Raw genomic sequence first — 17,032 nt, 5'->3', positions numbered from 1 at the left:
TTTCCACTCGATCGCCGAGGTGTCGATCGCCGGCCGTTCCCGTCCCGCACGAGACGTGCCGGTCGAGGTCCCTCGCCTTGTCGGTGCGCAGACCTAGACTTCGCGGTGCCCTGATAGCCGTGTTCTTCAACGGGCCGAAAGGAGTGGCCGCCATGCGATTTCTGCACACCGCCGACTGGCAGCTGGGCATGACCCGCCATTTCCTGGCCGGCGACGCGCAGCCGCGGTTCTCGGCGGCCCGCCGCGACGCGGTGGCGGGCCTCGGCGCGCTGGCCGCCGAGGTCGGCGCCGAGGCCGTCGTGGTGGCCGGCGACGTGTTCGAGCACAACCAGCTCAGCCCGCGGGTCATCGGCCAGTCCCTGGAGGCCATGCGCGGCATCGGAATCCCGGTGTACCTGCTGCCGGGCAACCACGACCCGCTCGACGCCGCCTCGGTGTACACCGGCGCGCTCTTCACCGCCGAATGCCCCGAGAACGTGATCGTGCTCGACCGGGGCGGCGTTCACGAGGTTCGCCCGGGGCTGGAGATCGTCGCCGCCCCCTGGCGCTCGAAGGCCCCCACCACCGACCTGGTCGCGGAGGCGCTCGAAGGCCTGGCCGCCGGCACCGCCACGCGGATCCTGGTCGCCCACGGCGGGGTCGACGTCCTGGACCCGGACCGCGACAAGCCCTCGCTGATCCGGCTCGCCGCGGTGGAGGACGCGCTGGCCCGCGGCGCCCTGCACTACGTGGCGCTGGGGGACAAGCACTCGCTCACCGAGGTCGGCGGCAGCGGGCGGGTGTGGTACTCCGGGTCCCCGGAGGTCACCAACTTCGACGACGTGGAAGCCGATCCCGGTCACGTGCTCGTTGTCGAGGTCGACGCAGGCGGTGTCACCGTGACACCCCGGCACGTGGGCCGGTGGCGGTTCGTCACCATGCACCGCCAGGTCGACACCAGCCGCGACATCGCCGACCTCGACATGAACCTGGACCTGATGACCGACAAGGACCGGACGGTGGTCCGGCTGGCGCTGACCGGCTCGCTGACGGTGACCGACCGGGCCGCGCTCGACGTCTGCCTCGACAAGTACGCCAGGCTCTTCGCGTGGCTCGGCCTCTGGGAACGCCACAGCGAACTCGCGGTCATCCCCGCCGACGGCGAGTTCACCGATCTGGGCATCGGCGGGTTCGCCGCCGCGGCCGTCGACGAACTGGTGGCCGCCGCGCGGGAGGATTCGGCCGCGGCCGCCGACGCGCAGGCCGCCCTGGCGCTGCTGCTCCGCCTCGCCGATCGGGGTGCGGCGTGAAACTGCACCGGCTGGTCCTCACCAACTACCGCGGCATCGCCCACCGGGACGTCGCCTTCCCCGACCACGGCGTCGTGGTGGTGTCCGGCGCCAACGAGATCGGCAAGTCGTCCATGATCGAGGCCCTGGACCTGCTGCTGGAGTCCAAGGATCGCTCGACGAAAAAAGAGGTCAAACAGGTCAAGCCGACCCACAGTGACGTCGGCGCCGAGGTGTGCGCCGAAATTAGCTGCGGGCCTTACCGATTCGTGTACCGCAAGCGGTTCCACAAGAAGTGTGAGACCGAGCTGACCGTGCTGGCCCCGCGGCGCGAGCAACTCACCGGGGACGAGGCGCACGAGCGGGTCCGCGCGATGCTGGCCGAGACGGTGGACAACGACCTGTGGCACGCCCAGCGGGTGTTGCAGTCCGCGTCGACGGCCGCGGTCGACCTGTCCGGTTGCGATGCGCTGTCGCGGGCGCTGGACCTGGCGGCGGGCGCGGAGGCGGCGCCGTCCGGAACCGAGCCGCTGCTCATCGACCGGATCGACGCCGAATACGGCCGCTACTTCACCGCCACCGGCCGTCCCACCGGTGAGTGGTCCGCCGCGATCGCCCGGCTCGAGGCCGCGAAAGCGGCGGTCGCGGAGTGCGCGGCGAAAGTGGCCGAGGTCGACGACCGGGTCGCTCGCCACGCCGAGCTCACCGAGCAGGTGGCCGAGCTGTCGCAGCGGCGCATGGCCGCCGGTCCCCGGCTGGGCGCAGCGCGCGCGGCCGCGGAGAAGATCGACGAGCTCACCGCCCAGGCGCGCGAGGCCGGGCTGGTGGCCGCCGCCGCCAGTGCCACCAGCACCGCCGCGGCCGCCGCCCACGCCGGGCGCCTCCGGTTGCTCGGCGAGATCGCCTCCCGGACAACGGGTGTCACCGACGCCGAGGCCGCGGCGCGCGACGCCGCCGAGGTGCACGCGGCGGCGCGGGCTCGGGCCCTGGCCGCCGATGCCGCGGTCGAGGAGGCCGCGGCCGCGCTGACGGAACGGCAGCGCCGGGTCGACTCCGCCCGCCGCACCGTCGACCGGCTCGCCGGGCGGGAGGAGGCCGAGCGGTTGCGGGCCCGCCTGGACAAGATCGATGGCACCGAGCGCGACCTCGAGCGCGTTCGCGCCGAACTCGCCGACATCGTGGTCAGCGACGAGCTGCTCCGGCGAATCGAGGAGGCCGCGGCCGCGGTGCACCGCACCGGCGACCAACTCGCCGCGACCTCGGCGGCCGTCGACATCACCGCCCTGGCGGACCTGGAACTGAACGTCGGCGGCACGCGGGTGACCCTGCCCGCCGGCCGGCCCTGGTCGATCACCGCGACCGGGCCGACCACGGTCGAGGTGGCCGGGGTGCTGACGGCGCGCGTCACCCCCGGAGCGACCACGCTCGACGTTCAGGCCAAACACGCTGCCGCGCAACAGGACTTGTCCACCGCCCTCGCCGCCGCGGCCGCCGCCGACGTCGCCTCCGCGCGCGCGGCCGACCGGCGCCGCCGCGAACTCGAGGCGGCCCGCGACCGGTCGACCGCCACGCTGGCCGGCCTCCGCGGTGACGAAAGCACCGACGACCTGCGCGCGCGTCTGGCGCTGCTGGCCGCCGACCACGCGGACGAGCCCGTCGTCGACCTCGACTCCGCCCGACGCGAACTCGAGACGGCCACCACGGAATGCGCCGCGGCGGCAGCCGAGTGCGAGGGCCGACGCCGGGCGGCGTCCGAGGCCGCCGCCGCGCTGGCCGAAAGCCGCACGGCGGCAACCGTTGCTGAGAACACCCTGGACGCCCAGCGCCGCGAAGTGGCCGCGGCCGTCGACCGGCTGGCCCAGGAGCGGGCGTCGGTCAGCGACGAGGACCTGGCGTCGGCAGCCGAGGGCGGGCTGCTGGCCGCGCAGCGCGCCGAGCGGCGGGTCGCGGAGCTGGCCGACGAATTGGCGGCCGCGGCGCCCGAAGCCGTGGCCCACGAACTTGCCGCCGCGACAGCGGAATCCGAGTCGCTTCAGGACCGCTACGAAGACGTCGCGCGGGCGTTGCGCGAGATCGACATCGAGCTCGCGGTGTTCGGCACCGAGGGCCGGCACGGCCAGCTCGACGAGGCGCGCACCGAGCTCGAGCACGCGTCCGGTGAGCACGAACGGGTCGGGCGCCGGGCGCGGGCCGCGCAGCTGTTGCGCTCGGTGATGGCGCGGCACCGCGACACCACCCGCCTGCGGTACGTCGAGCCGTACCGCGCGGAGCTGCAGCGGCTCGGCCGGCCGGTGTTCGGGCCCACCTTCGAGGTCGACATCGACAGCGACCTGTGCATCCGCAGCCGCACCCTCGACGGCGTGACGGTGCCCTACGAGTCCCTGTCGGGCGGGGCCAAGGAGCAGCTCGGCATCCTGGCGCGGCTGGCGGGCAGCGCGCTGGTCGCCAAGGAAGACGCCGTCCCCGTGGTCGTCGACGACGCGCTCGGCTTCACCGATCCGGACCGGCTGGCCAGGATGGGGGAGGTGTTCGACACCATGGGCGCTCACGGTCAGGTCATCGTCCTGACGTGCAGTCCCGACCGCTACGACGGCGTGACCGGCGCCCACCGCATCGACCTCACCGCATAGCACTCCGCGCATCGGACCGCCGAGCGCCCGGCCGGCCGGGCGAGCCTTACACTCGGTCGCGAAGCGAGGAAACATGGACGTTCAGTGCGACTACATCGTCGTGGGCACGGGCTCGGCCGGCGCGGCGCTGGCGAATCGGCTCAGCGCCGACCCGGCCGTCACCGTGATCGCGCTCGAGGCGGGCCCCCGCGACAAGAACCGATTCATTTCCATCCCGGCGGCCTTCTCCAAGCTCTTCCGCAGCGAGATCGACTGGGACTACCTCACCGAGCCGCAGCCCGAGCTCGACGGCCGCGCGATCTTCTGGCCCCGAGGCAAGGTGCTGGGCGGATCGTCGTCGATGAACGCGATGATGTGGGTGCGCGGGTTCGCCGGCGACTACGACGAGTGGGCGTCGCGGGCCGGGCCGCAGTGGTCGTACACGGAGGTGCTCGGCTACTTCCGGCGCATCGAGAACGTCTCCGCGGCCTGGCATTTCGTGAGCGGCGACCACAGCGGCGTGACCGGCCCCGTGCACGTGTCCCGGCAACGCAGTCCGCGGCCCTCGACGGCGGCATGGCTGGCCGCCGCGCGCGAGTGCGGGTTTTCGCCCGCACCGCCGAATTCGCCACGCCCGGAAGGATTCTGCGAGACGGTCGTCACTCAGCGCCGCGGTGCGCGGTACAGCACCGCCGACGCCTACCTGCGGCCGGCGATGGGCCGCAAGAACCTCACCGTCGTCACCGACGCGACGGCCACCCGGGTCGTCGTTGACGGCAACCGCGCGGTCGGCGTGGAGTACGAGCGCAACGGCCAACGAAGCGTGGCGCGCGCCCGCCGCGAGGTCATCCTCTGCGGTGGCGCTATCAACACCCCTGCGCTGCTGATGCTTTCGGGTATCGGTGATCGAGACCAGTTGGCCGAGCACGGCATCGAGACCGTCCACCACTCGCCCGAGGTGGGGCGCAACCTGATGGACCACCTCGTCACCCCGATGGGCTGGGAGGTGGCCGGCGACAGCCTCGCCGCCGCCGAAAAACCCGCACAGCTGCTCAACTACCTGTTGCGGCGCCGCGGCATGCTGACCTCCAACGTCGGCGAGGCGTACGGATTCGTCCGCAGCCGGCCGGAACTGGAGCTGCCCGACCTCGAGCTGATCTTCGCGCCGGCCCCGTTCTACGACGAGGGCCTGCTGACCGAGTCACCGGGACATGGCGTCGTCTTCGGGCCCATCCTCGTCGCCCCGGAAAGCCGCGGCGAGATCAGGCTGCGCTCCGCCGATCCCCACGACAAGCCCGTCATCGATCCGCGCTACCTGTCCGATCCCGGCGGCATCGACCGCGCGGCGATGATGGAGGGCCTGCGCATCTGCGCCCGCATCGCCGAGGCTCCGGCGCTCAAGGGTCTGCTCGGCCCGATCGCGCGGCCCCGCGGCTGCTCCGACCTCGACGAGGCCACCCTGGAGAAGGCCCTCAACACCTGCTCGCACACCCTCTACCACCCCATGGGCACCTGCCGGATGGGCAGCGACGAGTCGAGCGTCGTGGACCCCGACCTGCGGGTCCGCGGCGTCGACGGCCTCCGCGTGGCCGACGCCTCGGTGATGCCCAGCACCATCCGGGGGCACACGCACGCGCCGTCGGTGCTGATCGGCGAGATGGCCGCCGACCTCGTCCGCCGCTGAACGCTTGACCGCCGCGGCTCGCGCCGCCGCCGGCGGTGTCGGCAGAATGGGGTCCATGGCGGGCCGACGCGCATGACGATGAACGCCAGACGGCGCCGCACGCAGGAACGTCTCGCCAAGCTGCCCGGGGTACGGCCGGTGCGCCGCCCGATCTCCCCGGACACCGACGAACAGTTCGACCTCTACTACGTGCGCACGGGGCGAAAGTCGGCGCACCCGATCGTCATCATCCCGGGCGGCCCGGGCGTGGCGTCGGTGCAGATGTACCGCGGGCTGCGGCGCCGCGCCGCGGTCGCGGGCCTCGACGTCATCATGGTCGAGCACCGCGGCGTCGGCATGTCGCGTCACGACGACTCCGGCGCCGACCTACCCCCCGAGGCGATCACCCTGAACCAGGTGGTCGACGACGTCGCCGCCGTGCTCGACGACGCTAACGTCTCCTCCGCCATCCTCTACGGCGCGTCGTACGGCACCTACATCGCCGCCGGGGTCGGGGTGCGCCATCCCGGCCGCGTGCGCGCGATGATCCTGGATTCGCCGCTGCTGTCTAGGCACGACATCGTGATCGTGCGCCGGGCGATCCGCCGGCTGCTGCTCAAAGGCGCCAGCCCCGATACCGCCGCGCTGGCACCCAAGATGCGCAAGCTCGTCGACGCCGGCGCGATGAACGCGTCGGCGACGCAGGTCATCGCGACCGTCTACGGTTACGGCGGTGCCGAGGTGCTCGAGCGGCAACTCGACCTGCTGCTCGACGGGCGAAAATTGTTGTGGTGGGGCCTGTCCCGCTTCGCCACCGTGAGCCACCTGCCCTTCCGCTACGAGGAAGACCTGGTGAGCCGCATCGCGCTGCGGGAACTGAACTATGCCGCGGAACCCGACGGCCTGCCGCTCGACCCCGCCGTGGCGGAACGCGAATCACGCACCCAGACGGCCACTTTCGAGGACGAGCCCTACGACCTGCCGGCCGAGATGCCGCACTTCGGCTGGCCCACCGTGGTCGTGTCCGGCGGACGCGACCTCATCACCCCGCCCGCGGTGGCCGACCGGGTCGCGTCGCTCATCCCGAACGCCATCCTGTTGAAGCTGCCGACGATGGCGCATAGCGCGCTCGACTTTCGCGAGCCGGCCGCGCTCGCGATCGCGCAGGCGGTGTTTCGGGGCGACGTCGACGGCCTGGCCGGCCGGGCGGCCGAACTGGACGCCCTGCCGCCGCGGCCCGAGGTGCGGCTGCTGTGGCAGGCGATCGGCGTGGCGGCGGCCGTCGAGGCGGCGCTGCCCGTCCCGTCCCTGCTGAGGCGGCGGGTCAGGTTCGCATGAATCCGATCGCGGTGTAGTTCAGGTCGGCCAGCCCGGTCGCCCCGAAATTCGCCAGCGTGCTGCGCACCGCGACGTCGCCCGGGGACTGGGTCAACGGCAGGCTGAAGCTCTCGGCCCAGATGAGCCGGTCGAGGTTGTTGGCCAGCGCCCGCGCCTTGTCGGGGTCGAGTTCTTGCAGCGTCCGCTCGATCCCGGCGTCGATCTCGGGGCTGCCGATCTTGCCGAAATTGCTTGCCCCGTCGGACTTGTAGATCTGGGTGAGCGACGACAGGGGGAACGCGTCGCCCTGCCACCCGAACGACGCGATGTCGAACGCGCCGACGTTGACGTAGTTGGTGAAGAACCCGCTGCCCGCCCTGGCGACCAGCTCCAGCTTGACGCCGACCTGGGCCAGGCTGTGCTGCGCGATCTGGGCGAACTGCTTGGAGCCCTGCGCGTCGTAGAACAGCAGGCGGACCACGAGCTGGTGCCCGTCCTTCTCCCGGAACTGCCCGTTGAGTTTCCAGCCCAGCGCGTCGAGTTCCCGCCTGGCCGCGTCGGGATCGTAGGGCGCGACGGAGCTGTTGTCCTGGTAGCCCTCCTGGCCGGCGACGTAGATGTGGTTGCCGAGCGCGACCGGGTTGCTGGTGAGCCCGTACTGGACCACGCGGGCGATCGTCTGCCGGTCGATGCCCTTGGCCACGGCGAGCCGCAGCGCCCTGTCGGAGAGGATCGAGCCGGGGGCCCCGTTGAACGTGAAGTGCGACCAGCTGGGGGCGGGGGCGCGCCGGATCGAGATGCCCTTGGTGCGCTGCGCGATGGTCAGCTGGTCCACCGAGCCCACTCCCGTCGCGTCGATCGTGTTGTTCTGCAGCGCCGGCAGCCGGGCCGCGTCGTCGAGGACGAGGTAGGTGATGCTGTCCAGGCGCGGCCGCGCGCCCCACCATTTGGGGTTGCGGGTCAACGTGATTCGCTGCGTGGTCCGGTCCAGGGACGAGACGACGAAGGGGCCGGCCGAGGGGCCGGGGCCGTCCAGCTGGCCCTTGTTGAACGTCTCCGGGTCGGACGTCATGCTGGCCGGCAGCAGCATCCCGTTGCCGGCGAACATGCCGCGCCATTCGGCGTACGGCTGGGCGAAGGTCATGACGGCCTGCCGGTCGTCGACGCCGCGGGTCACCGAGGCGACGCGCTCGGCGCCGCTGGTGCCGGCGATCTCGAAGGCCTTGTCGACCCCGCTGGTGGCGTGGACCTGGGCGGCGATGTCCCGCCAGGTGATCGGCGTGCCGTCCGACCACACCGCCTTGGGGTTGATCGTGTAGGTGACGACCTGCGGGTTGGTGCCGGTGAGCTCGACGCTGGTGAAGTAGTCGGTGTCGACGGTGGTCGAGCCGTCGGGGCCGATGACGAACGCCCTTGGCAGGGTGGCCTTCATCATCCCCGCGACCTCGGCGGTGTTGCCGTCGATGTTGAGGATGTTGAAGTTGGGCGGGAAGTCGCTGAGGGCCAGGTGCAGGTCGCCGCCGTCGCGCAGCGTGGCCGGGTCCTGCGGGTTGACGTCGCTGGTGCTGCCGACCCGCGCGTTGTTGCCCGCCGGCGGGGACAGGTCGATGGCCGGCGAGCACCCGGGGAGCGCGAGCAACGGGACGGCGAACAGGCTCGCCGCCAGCAGTCGAGACTGCGCCCACCGCGCGGATCGGCCGCGGGATGACGTGCTGGGTGCAGACTCGGCGCCGTGGCCGCGGGCTCGACGCGCCGGGCCGCTAGACACGATTCCCCGGATCCGGTTGCGGCACCGCACCCAGCAGCCGGCGCGTGTACTCGTGTTGCGGATCGTCGAAGACCTCCTGGCTGTCGCCCTGCTCCACGATCGTGCCGGCGTGCATCACGACCACCTGGTGGGCCAGGTGTTTCACCACCGAGAGGTCATGCGAGACAAACAAATACGACAGCCCGAACTCGTCCTGCAGGTCGAGCAGCAGGTTGATGATCCCGGCCTGGATGGAGACGTCGAGCGCCGAGACCGGCTCGTCGAGTGCCAGGATCTTGGGCTGCAGGGCCAGCGCCCGCGCGATGCCGATGCGCTGCTTCTGCCCGCCCGAGAACTCGGCGGGGTAGCGGGTGGCGTCCGCGCGGCGCAGGCCCACGATCTCGAGCAGCTCGGCGACGCGGGCGTTGGTGGCGTCCTTCCCGAAGTCGTTGGCCCACAACGGCTCGGCGAGCAACTCGTAGACCGGCAACCGCGGGTCGAGTGAGGCCACCGGGTCCTGGAACACCACCTGGATGTCGCGCCGCAGCTCCCGGCGGGCCGCCGCGCTCAGGGTCGCGACGTCGGTGCCGAGCACCTCGATCGACCCCGACTGCGGCGCCTTCAGCTCGAGGATCTCGTGCAGGGTGGTCGACTTGCCGGACCCGGACTCGCCGACGATCCCCAGGGTGCGGCCCTGGCGCAGCTCGAAGCTCACGCCGTCGACCGCGCGGACCTGGCCGACGGCGCGGCGCAGCAGCACGCCCTTGGTGAGCTTGTAGGTCCTGGCCAGATCCCGCACCCGCACGACCACCGGCGATTCACCGGCGGCGGCCACCCGGGCCTCGGTGTTGATGCCGTAGATGTCGGCGGCGCTGCGCCCGTCGACCTGGTCGGTGCGGATGCAGGCCGCCCGGTGATCGGTGCCCACCTCGACCAGATCCGGCTCCCCGGAACGGCATTCGTCGATCGCGAGCGGGCAGCGCGGCGCGAACGGGCACTCGGGCGCCAGGCCGACCAGCGACGGCGGGGCGCCCGGTATGGGCACCAGCCGGGTGCCCTGCGGGGCGTCCAGCCGGGGGACCGAGCCGAGCAGCCCGACCGTGTAGGGCATGCGACGATCCCGGTACAGGTCCGGCACGCCGGCGGACTCCACGACGCGGCCGGCGTACATCACCAGCGCCCGGTCGGCGAACTCCGCCACCACCCCGAGGTCGTGGGTGATGATGAGCACGCCGGCGCCGGTGACGTCGCGCGCCGTCTTGAGGACGTCGAGGATCTGGGCCTGCACGGTGACGTCGAGCGCGGTCGTGGGTTCGTCGCAGATCAGCAGGTCGGGGTCGTTGGCGATCGCGATGGCGATGACCACCCGCTGGCGTTCGCCGCCGGACAGCTCGTGCGGGAAGGCGCCGGCGCGTCGCTCTGGCTGCGAGATGCCAACCAGCTCAAGCAGTTCCACGGCGCGCTGGCGTGCGGCCTTCTTGCCCACCCGGGGCTGGTGCACCTCGATGGCCTCGGCGATCTGATCGCCGACGGTGTACACCGGGGTCAGCGCGGACATCGGGTCCTGGAACACCATGCCCACCGTCTTGCCGCGGAACCGTGACATCTCGTCGTCGCCCAGGCCCAGCAACTCCGTGCCCTGCAGCCGCACCGAGCCGCGCACGTGGGCGTATTCGGGCAGCAGGCCCACGACGGCCATGGCCGACACCGACTTTCCCGATCCGGATTCACCGACCATGGCCACCACCTCGCCCGGGTCGACGTGGTAGCTGATGCCGCGCACCGCCGTCACCGGGCGTCCGTCCGTCGGGAAGTCGACGGCCAGGCCGGCCACCTCGAGCAGGGCGCTCATCGGGGCGGCCTGCTGCCGGGGTCGAGCGCGTCGCGCAGGCCGTCGCCGGTCAGGTTGGCGCACACCAGGATCAGCACCAGGACCCCCGCCGGGAACAGGAACACCCACGGGAACGTCGTCGCCGACTGGGTGCCGTTGGCGATCAGCGTCCCCAGCGACACGTCGGGCGGCTGGATGCCGAAACCCAGGTAGCTCAGGCTCGTTTCGGCCAGGATGGCCGAGGCGACGTTGAGCGCCGCGTCGATGATCAGGATCGACGCCACGTTGGGCACCACGTGGCCGACGATGATCCGGCGGCTGGACACCCCCATGTACCGTGCGGCGCGGATGAACTCGCGCTCGCGCAGGCTCATCGTCATGCCGCGCACCATCCGCGAGCTCACCATCCAGCCGAAGCCGGCCAGCAGCAGCACCAGCAGAATCATGTTGCCGGAGTTCTTCGTTCGCGGCGTGACGATCGCGATGAGGATGAACGAGGGCACCACCAGCAGCAGGTCCACCACCCACATGAGCACCCGGTCGCGCCAGCCCCCGAAGTACCCGGCGACCGACCCGACCGTGGCGGCGATGCCCGTGGAGATGAACGCGACGCACACGCCGATGAGCATCGACTTCTGCATGCCCCGCAAGATCTGCGCCAGCAGGTCCTGGCCCAGCGCGTTGGTCCCGAGCCAGTGCCGGCCGTTGGGCGGCTGCAGCAGCGCGCCGAAGTCGAGGTCGTCGTAGGAGTAGGGCAGCACCGAGGGCAGGGCGTAGCAGCCGACGAACAGCAGCACCAGCAGCGTCAGCGACGCCACGGCGGCCCGGTTGCGCGCGAACCGGCGCAGCACCAGCGTGCGGCGCGACGTGAATCCCATTGGCTCGGGGGCGGATATGCCGTGCGCGGCGTCGACCTCGGTCGCCATCTCAGGACACCCGCACCCTCGGGTCGAGGGCTGCGTAGAAGACGTCGGACAGCAGGCCGGCCAGCAACACCACCGCGCCCGAGAACAGCGTGATCGCGGCGATGATGTTCGTGTCCTGCGTCGAAATGCCCTGCACCAGCCATTCGCCCATGCCGTGCCAGCCGAAGATCCTTTCGACGAACACGGCGCCGGTGACCAGCCCCGCCACCCCATAGGCGAACAGCGTGGCCAGCGGGATCAGGGCGGTCCGCAGCCCGTGCTTGAGCAGCGCCCGCCGGCGGGTCAGCCCCTTGGCCCGGGCGGTGCGGATGAAGTCCTGCCCCAGGACGTCGAGCATCGCGTTGCGCTGATACCGGCTGTAGCCCGCGGCGGCCATCAGGGCCAGGGTCAGCGACGGCAGGATGAGGTGGCGCAACCGGTCGACCAGCTGGTACCAGAACCCCCCGGTCACACCGGGCGACGTCTCGCCCGTGTAGTCGAACAGCTGAATCCCGAGCGCCCAGTTGACCCGCAGGCCGCCGAGGATGAGCAGGTTCGCGATCACGAAGCTGGGGGTGCTCAGCACCAGCAGCGCCAGCATGGTGACGACGCGGTCGCTGAACCGGTACTGGCGAATCGCGCCCCACGCCCCGGCCGCGATGCCCAGCACGGTGCCGACCACCGAGCCGACGACCAGCAGGCGCAGCGTCACCCCGACGCGGCGCCACAGCGTCGCGCCCACCGGCTGCCCGGTGATGGTCGTCCCGAAGTCGCCTTGCAGGGCGTGGGAGGCCCAGTGCAGGTAGCGGACCGGGATGGCCTGGTCCAGGCCGAGCGCGTGCGCCTTGGCGTCGATCACGGCCTGCGGCGGGCGCGGGTTGCGCTGCAGCAGGCTGTCCAGAGGCGAGAACGCCAGCGAGGTCAGGCAGTACGTCAGAAACGACGCGAGCGCCAGCAGGAGCACATAGTTGAGCAACCGGCGCGCCAGGAAGCGAGTCATGCCCGACCGTGCCACCCGCATCGCATTGGGACAGGTTAGCGAGGTCCTTGTGATCCGGCTGATTCTCATGGGTGAATTGCGGCTGGCACGGCATTAGCATTCACCCGATACCACGAGGAGGCTCGCGTGACGGTCACCGACGACTACCTGGCCAACAACGCCCGATACGCGAGCGACTTCAGCGGCCCCCTGCCGCTGCCCCCGAGCAAACACGTCGCCGTCGTCGCCTGCATGGACGCCCGGCTCGACGTGTATCGCGTCCTCGGCCTGAACGAGGGGGAGGCCCATGTCATCCGCAACGCCGGCGGCGTCGTCACCGACGACGTGGTCCGCTCGCTGGCCATCAGCCAGCGGCTGCTGGGCACCCGCGAGATCATCCTGATCCACCACACCGACTGCGGGATGCTGACGTTCACCGACGACGACTTCAAGCGCGCGATCCAGGAGGAGACGGGGGTCAAGCCGCCGTGGGCCGCGGAAGCGTTCCCGGACATCGAGGCCGACGTCCGCCAGTCGCTGCGACGCATCGAGAACAGCCCGTTCGTCACCAAGCACACGTCGGCGCGCGGCTTCGTCTTCGACGTCGCGACGGGAAAGCTGCAGGAAGTCAAGCCCTAGCGGAGCCGCGCTCCGTCGTCCCGACATAAACCTTTGCGACTCCGCTCGCCGTGTGGTCGCAACCATTTACGTGTCGCGCGCGGCTAATCGCGTGTCCAGGCATTGACACTGTCCACCTTGCCTGCTTGCATAGACGGTAATAACCGTAAACTTGGTCAAATCTGCCAAGATTAATCACGACAGGAACGCCCATGACGAGCGCTGTCACCACCGCACCCGCCGCCGGCCAGTACGAGCTCAGCCATCTGCGCTCGCTGGAGGCCGAGGCCATTCACATCATCCGGGAGGTCGCCGCGGAGTTCGAACGGCCTGTGCTGCTCTTCTCGGGCGGCAAGGACTCCATCGTCATGCTGCACCTGGCGCTCAAGGCGTTCCGGCCCGGCCGGCTGCCATTCCCGGTGATGCACGTCGACACCGGCCACAACTTCGACGAGGTGATCGCCACCCGCGACGAACTGGTCGGCGAATACGGGCTGCGACTGGTCGTGGCGTCGGTCCAGGAGGACATCGACGCCGGCCGCGTCGTCGAGACGATCCCGTCGCGCAACCCGATCCAGACGGTGACGCTGCTGCGCGCCATCCGCGAGAACAAGTTCGACGCCGCGTTCGGTGGGGCCCGCCGCGACGAGGAGAAGGCGCGGGCCAAGGAGCGGGTGTTCAGCTTCCGCGACGAGTTCGGCCAGTGGGATCCCAAGGCCCAGCGGCCCGAGCTGTGGAACCTCTACAACGGCCGCCACCACAAGGGCGAGCACATCAGGGTCTTCCCCCTGTCGAACTGGACCGAGTTCGACATCTGGTCCTACATCGGCGCCGAGAAGATCAAACTGCCGTCGATCTATTTCGCCCACCGGCGCAAGGTCTTTCGCCGTGACGGCATGCTGCTGGCGGTGGATCGGCACATGCACCCGCGCGCCGACGAAGAGGTCTTCGAGGCGACGGTCCGCTTCCGCACCGTCGGCGACGTCACCTGCACCGGGTGCGTGGAGTCGCACGCCGCGACGGTGTCGGAGGTGATCGCCGAGACGGCGGTCTCGAGGCTGACCGAGCGCGGGGCGACCCGGGCCGACGACCGGATCTCCGAGGCCGGGATGGAAGACCGCAAGCGGCAGGGCTACTTCTGATGGCCGGCTCATCGACGCTGCTGCGCCTCGCGACCGCGGGTTCGGTCGACGACGGCAAGTCCACGCTGATCGGGCGGCTGCTCTACGACTCCAAGGCCGTGATGGAGGACCAGTGGGCGGCCGTGGAGCGGACCTCGAAGGAGCGCGGCCACGACTACACCGACCTCGCGCTGGTGACCGACGGCCTGCGGGCCGAGCGCGAGCAGGGCATCACCATCGACGTCGCCTACCGCTACTTCGCCACTCCCAGGCGGAAATTCATCATCGCCGACACCCCCGGGCACATCCAGTACACCCGCAACATGGTCACCGGCGCGTCGACCGCCCAACTGGTCATCGTGCTGGTCGACGCCCGCCACGGCCTGCTGGAGCAGTCGCGGCGGCACGCCTTCCTGGCGTCGTTGCTCGGCATCCGGCACGTCGTGCTCGCGGTCAACAAGATGGACCTGATCGGCTGGGACAAGGACAAATTCGACGCGATCCGCGACGACTTCCACGCCTTCGCCGCACGCCTGGACGTCCACGACGTGGCCACCATCCCACTGTCGGCGCTGCACGGCGACAACGTGGTGACCAAGTCGGACCAGACGCCGTGGTACGACGGGCCGTCGCTGTTGTCGCACCTGGAGGAGGTCTACATCGCCGGCGACCGCAACCTGGTCGACGTGCGCTTCCCGGTACAGTACGTCATCCGGCCACACACCGTTGAGCACCAGGACCACCGCAGCTACGCCGGCACCGTGGCCAGCGGGGTGATGCGCCCGGGCGACGAGGTGGTGGTGCTGCCGATCGGCAAGACCACCCGCATCACCGCCATCGAGGGTCCGAACGGCCCTGTGGAGGAAGCCTTTCCGCCGATGGCGGTCTCGATCAGCCTGGCCGACCAGATCGACATCTCGCGCGGCGACATGATCGCCCGCAGCAACAACCAGCCCCGCGTCGCGCAGGACTTCGACGCGACCGTGTGCTGGATGGCCGACAACGCCGTCCTCGAACCCGGCCGTGAGTACCTCATCAAGCACACCACCCGGACCACCCGCGCGCGGGTGACCGCGCTCGACTACCGGCTCGACGTCAACACCCTGCACCGCGACAAGACGGCAAAGGCGTTGCAGCTCAACGAACTCGGCCGTATCTCCCTCCGCACCCAGGTGCCGCTGCTGCTCGACGAGTACAGCCGCAACGCCAGCACCGGCTCGTTCATCCTGATCGACCCGCACACCAACGGCACGGTCGCGGCGGGCATGGTGTTGCGCGACGTCTCGGCGCAGGCGTCCAGCCCCAACACCGTCCGGCACCAGTCGTCGGCGATCGCCGCCGCCCGCGCGAAGGGCAGGACGGTGTGGTTCACCGGGCTGTCCGGTTCCGGCAAGTCGACGGTGGCCATGCTGGTCGAGCAGAAGCTGCTCGAAACCGACACGCCCGCTTACGTTCTCGACGGTGACAATCTGCGGCACGGCCTCAACGCCGACCTGGGTTTCTCCATGGCCGACCGCGCGGAGAACCTGCGCCGGCTCGCGCATGTGGCGGCGCTGCTCGCCGACTCCGGCCAGGTCGTCCTGGTGCCCGCCATCAGCCCGCTGGCCGAACAGCGCGAGCTGGCGCGCAAGGTGCACGCCGACGCCGGGCTCGACTTCGTCGAGGTCTTCTGCGACACCCCGATCGACGAGTGCGAAAGGCGTGACCCCAAGGGCCTGTACGCCAAGGCGCGCGCGGGCGAGATCACCCAGTTCACCGGAATCGACAGCCCGTACCAGCCGCCCGTGAATCCCGAACTGCGGCTCACCCCGGACGAGACGGTCGAGGCGCACGCGCAGCGGATCGTCGACCTGCTGAGGTCGCGGGCCTAGCGGCGGGCCCGGCCAAAACCCGGCCAGGTGGCACAATCCTGAGTTGTGCGCATGTCAGCCAAGGCCGAGTACGCGGTGCGGGCGATGGTGCAACTGGCCACGGTCGGCGACGGCGCCCTGGTCAAGACCGACGACCTGGCGCAGGCGCAGGGCATTCCGCCGCAGTTTCTCGTCGACATCCTGACCAACCTGCGCACCGACCGCCTGGTGCGCAGCCACCGCGGCCGCGAGGGCGGCTACGAGTTGGCCCGTCCCGCCGAGCAGATCAGCATCGCCGACGTGCTGCGCTGCATCGACGGCCCGCTGGCCAGCGTCCGCGACATCGGGCTGGGCGACCTGCCGTACTCCGGGCCCACCGCACCGCTGGCCGACGTCTGGCGCGCCCTGCGGGCCAGCATGCGGTCGGTGTTGGAGGAGACCACCCTGGCCGACGTGGCGTCCGGCAAGCTGCCCGATCACGTGGCGCGCATGGCCGACGACTACCGCGACCAGGAGCGGCTGCGCCACGGCGGCGATTAGTGGCGATCGCAAGCGCGGCGTAGCCGGGCGCTGCGGGTCGCCGCCATCCGGATCAACCGGAGCCGTACGGTCGCGTCAGGATCTCCATCGCGTGGCCCGACGGATCGAGGAAGTACACGCCTCGACCGCCGTCGCGGTGGTTGACCTCACCCGGTCGCTGCTGACGCGGATCCGCCCAGTGCGGCAGGTCGCGCGACGAGATCTTGCCGTAGATGGCGTCGAAGTCCTCCTCGGACACCAGGAACGCGTAGTGCTGACGCCGGACCTCTTCGCCCTGCGGGGCGTCGGCGTAGTCCAGGGTCGCGCCGTGCTCGAGTTGGACGGCCATGAAGTGCCCGAACGGCTGCGGGGCCGGCAGCCCGAACAGCTCGGCGAGGAATTCCGCGGACTCCCGCTTGTCGCGCGCCGACACGATGGTGTGGTTGAACTCGATGCCCATGCTTTCTTATGTACTCCTCCGCGAGCGTGCGTTGCTCCTATGTCAAGGAGCAGGTTTAGGCAGCTGTTTGCAGTGCGGGGTGGGGGTGGTGGTCGGCTCGCAGTCGGGTGAAGACGACGCGCGCCAGGCGGCGTTTGAGGCAGCG

The 17,032-nt window shown here is 70.7% G+C and carries 13 protein-coding genes; 8 read left to right on the top strand and 5 right to left on the bottom strand.

The annotated features are described in order from the left end of the window. The first annotated feature begins 152 nt into the window (after positions 1-152). From GPY60_RS22980 to GPY60_RS22965, 4 genes are all read left to right on the top strand, one after another. Positions 153-1,289, top strand: a complete 1,137-nt coding sequence (locus GPY60_RS22980; protein ID WP_156690000.1) for a metallophosphoesterase family protein — start codon at positions 153-155, stop codon at positions 1,287-1,289. Beyond that, the gene (locus GPY60_RS22975) at positions 1,286-3,898 is read left to right on the top strand and encodes an AAA family ATPase (protein WP_156689999.1); all 2,613 of its coding nucleotides are present in this window, start codon (positions 1,286-1,288) and stop codon (positions 3,896-3,898) included. Before GPY60_RS22980 ends, GPY60_RS22975 begins: the two co-directional genes overlap by 4 nt. A 73-nt stretch (positions 3,899-3,971) precedes the next feature. After that, positions 3,972-5,561: a GMC family oxidoreductase gene (locus tag GPY60_RS22970; RefSeq protein ID WP_156689998.1), complete on the top strand. Its 1,590-nt coding sequence runs from the start codon at positions 3,972-3,974 to the stop codon at positions 5,559-5,561. 72 nt (positions 5,562-5,633) lie between these two features. Next, positions 5,634-6,878 carry an alpha/beta fold hydrolase gene (locus GPY60_RS22965; RefSeq protein ID WP_156689997.1) on the top strand — a complete coding sequence of 415 codons (1,245 nt, stop codon included), beginning with the start codon at positions 5,634-5,636 and terminating at the stop codon, positions 6,876-6,878. On the opposite strand, the gene GPY60_RS22960 is transcribed toward GPY60_RS22965, so the two are convergent. Genes GPY60_RS22960 through GPY60_RS22945 form a run of 4 tightly spaced genes read right to left on the bottom strand, consistent with a single transcriptional unit; the run spans position 6,865 to position 12,340 of the window. After that, a complete protein-coding gene (locus GPY60_RS22960; RefSeq protein ID WP_156689996.1) occupies positions 6,865-8,625 on the bottom strand; it encodes an ABC transporter family substrate-binding protein in 1,761 nt (586 codons plus the stop codon). The two genes, GPY60_RS22965 and GPY60_RS22960, sit on opposite strands and share 14 nt — an antisense overlap. After that, a complete protein-coding gene (locus GPY60_RS22955; protein WP_156689995.1) occupies positions 8,618-10,456 on the bottom strand; it encodes an ABC transporter ATP-binding protein in 1,839 nt (612 codons plus the stop codon). The genes GPY60_RS22960 and GPY60_RS22955 overlap by 8 nt, the downstream gene beginning before the upstream one ends. Then, a complete protein-coding gene (locus GPY60_RS22950; RefSeq protein ID WP_156690010.1) occupies positions 10,453-11,313 on the bottom strand; it encodes an ABC transporter permease in 861 nt (286 codons plus the stop codon). Before GPY60_RS22950 ends, GPY60_RS22955 begins: the two co-directional genes overlap by 4 nt. Before the next feature lie 49 nt (positions 11,314-11,362). Next, complete coding sequence (locus GPY60_RS22945) at positions 11,363-12,340, bottom strand: ABC transporter permease (protein WP_156689994.1); 978 nt, start codon at positions 12,338-12,340, stop codon at positions 11,363-11,365. Between the two features lie 126 nt (positions 12,341-12,466). Here GPY60_RS22945 and GPY60_RS22940 point away from each other — a divergent pair, with 126 nt between their 5' ends. The 4 genes from GPY60_RS22940 (at position 12,467) to GPY60_RS22925 (ending at position 16,448) form a co-directional block, all read left to right on the top strand. Beyond that, positions 12,467-12,958, top strand: coding sequence for a beta-class carbonic anhydrase (locus tag GPY60_RS22940; RefSeq protein WP_156689993.1), 492 nt, complete (start codon positions 12,467-12,469; stop codon positions 12,956-12,958). Between the two features lie 191 nt (positions 12,959-13,149). After that, positions 13,150-14,079 (top strand): sulfate adenylyltransferase subunit CysD, encoded by a 930-nt coding sequence (gene cysD, locus GPY60_RS22935; RefSeq protein ID WP_156689992.1) that lies wholly within the window; start codon positions 13,150-13,152, stop codon positions 14,077-14,079. Further along, on the top strand, positions 14,079-15,929 hold the full coding sequence (cysC, locus tag GPY60_RS22930) for an adenylyl-sulfate kinase (RefSeq protein WP_156689991.1): 1,851 nt from the start codon (positions 14,079-14,081) through the stop codon (positions 15,927-15,929). The genes cysD and cysC overlap by 1 nt, the downstream gene beginning before the upstream one ends. Before the next feature lie 45 nt (positions 15,930-15,974). Beyond that, entirely contained in the window at positions 15,975-16,448 is a 474-nt protein-coding gene (locus GPY60_RS22925) for an Rrf2 family transcriptional regulator (protein WP_156689990.1), read from the top strand. Positions 16,449-16,500: 52 nt separating this feature from the next. On the opposite strand, the gene GPY60_RS22920 is transcribed toward GPY60_RS22925, so the two are convergent. Further along, positions 16,501-16,887: a VOC family protein gene (locus tag GPY60_RS22920; RefSeq protein ID WP_156689989.1), complete on the bottom strand. Its 387-nt coding sequence runs from the start codon at positions 16,885-16,887 to the stop codon at positions 16,501-16,503. Between the last annotated feature and the right edge of the window lie 145 nt (positions 16,888-17,032).

The sequence above is a fragment of the Mycobacterium sp. Marseille-P9652 genome (assembly GCF_902652685.1).
Taxonomy (GTDB): Bacteria; Actinomycetota; Actinomycetes; order Mycobacteriales; family Mycobacteriaceae; genus Mycobacterium.
Note: the sequence above shows the minus strand (reverse complement) of the source record. Positions and strands in the feature narration are given on the sequence as shown.

Bases quoted from the DNA above. Each gene is read 5' to 3' on its own strand.
- GPY60_RS22980 (WP_156690000.1), top strand. From the start codon at position 153: ATGCGATTTCTGCACACCGCCGACTGGCAGCTGGGCATGACCCGCCAT.
- GPY60_RS22970 (WP_156689998.1), top strand. From the start codon at position 3,972: ATGGACGTTCAGTGCGACTACATCGTCGTGGGCACGGGCTCGGCCGGC.
- GPY60_RS22965 (WP_156689997.1), top strand. From the start codon at position 5,634: ATGACGATGAACGCCAGACGGCGCCGCACGCAGGAACGTCTCGCCAAG.
- GPY60_RS22955 (WP_156689995.1), bottom strand. From the start codon at position 10,456: ATGAGCGCCCTGCTCGAGGTGGCCGGCCTGGCCGTCGACTTCCCGACG.
- GPY60_RS22950 (WP_156690010.1), bottom strand. From the start codon at position 11,313: ATGGGATTCACGTCGCGCCGCACGCTGGTGCTGCGCCGGTTCGCGCGC.
- GPY60_RS22945 (WP_156689994.1), bottom strand. From the start codon at position 12,340: ATGACTCGCTTCCTGGCGCGCCGGTTGCTCAACTATGTGCTCCTGCTG.
- cysD (WP_156689992.1), top strand. From the start codon at position 13,150: ATGACGAGCGCTGTCACCACCGCACCCGCCGCCGGCCAGTACGAGCTC.
- cysC (WP_156689991.1), top strand. From the start codon at position 14,079: ATGGCCGGCTCATCGACGCTGCTGCGCCTCGCGACCGCGGGTTCGGTC.
- GPY60_RS22920 (WP_156689989.1), bottom strand. From the start codon at position 16,887: ATGGGCATCGAGTTCAACCACACCATCGTGTCGGCGCGCGACAAGCGG.